This is a genomic window from Anaplasma marginale str. Florida (assembly GCF_000215485.1).
Taxonomy (GTDB): Bacteria; Pseudomonadota; Alphaproteobacteria; order Rickettsiales; family Anaplasmataceae; genus Anaplasma; species Anaplasma marginale.
Genome location: NZ_AFMS01000197.1, coordinates 1 through 992 on the forward strand (window position 1 = coordinate 1; position 992 = coordinate 992).

Below are 992 nucleotides of genomic sequence, written 5' to 3' on the forward strand. Positions count from 1 at the left end.
AAGGACGGACATGAAAAAGACCGATCCCACTAGCATACCAGCAGAGATGTTAAGTGCCAGCCTTCTGCCTTTTCTGTCACCCAAATAACCAAACATTGTTGCGCCCAGCGGCCTGGCAACAAAAGCAGATGCAAAAACTAAAAATCCCATAAGTGTGGACAAGTATGTGGAGCCCTCTCCTTGGTCAAACAGGAAGGCACCTTCTGAGAAAAACACCTGCGCTATAACGGAACTAAGCATGCCGTAAACAGTAAAGTCGTAGTTTTCTATGGCAGTGCACAGCAAAACGGCAAGCACAACCTCGTTTAGGCCAGTAATTCTTTTCCAGAGTTTGTACACGAATCAGCACACCACAGGACAGCTCTACAGACTAGCACAGGGGCGATGTGCGATCAAGAACATTACACACCAGATACGGGTGGTGCACAATCAGAAGCATGGCCCACACCTAAAAAACCTCAGGTACCTCAGCCTCGGCCACTTCCGTCCCCCCCCCCTTCTTTTCTTCTGGAAAATGCAAACTTGTACGATCCACCCTCAACCCGCAGGAAAAGCGCAACCATTGCGAAAACTATGACGGCAAAGGAGATCAGGTAAAATGCAGGAACGCCATCTAGCCCCGTTGCATGGGAAAGCCACAGACAAATTGCGGGGGAAAATCCACCTAGCGTGCATCCCATGCTGAGCGGCATTGAAAAACATGTTTGCCTCGCACCCACTGGGAAAATTAGCACAACCAACGGCCCCCACCACCCCCAGTATACGCTGAATATTAGCACAAACACTATGCGCGCAACCATGTGGCCTTCGTAGATGAAGTGCACAACCGGGTACATCGCAACTATTATGAGGGCCAACAAGACCAGAAAGTAGCTCCTGTTCTTGCCAGCATCAGACACAAACAAACTGCAGCAAGGAGCTAGCGTCAGTAGCGATAGTAAGACTGCGTACTCCCAAGTACCTGACTTGTGGCCCAAGTCCATGTAAACCAT

At 49.7% G+C, this 992-nt stretch carries 1 protein-coding gene and 1 pseudogene; both read right to left on the bottom strand.

Translation table 11 applies throughout. The features are described 5' to 3' along the window. A partial coding sequence (locus GAC_RS05265; protein ID WP_037349743.1) for an MFS transporter occupies positions 1–339 on the bottom strand: 339 nt, incomplete at its 3' end. Positions 340–467: 128 nt separating this feature from the next. Continuing rightward, positions 468–992, bottom strand: a pseudogene (locus tag GAC_RS05270) (MFS transporter); the annotation flags it as partial.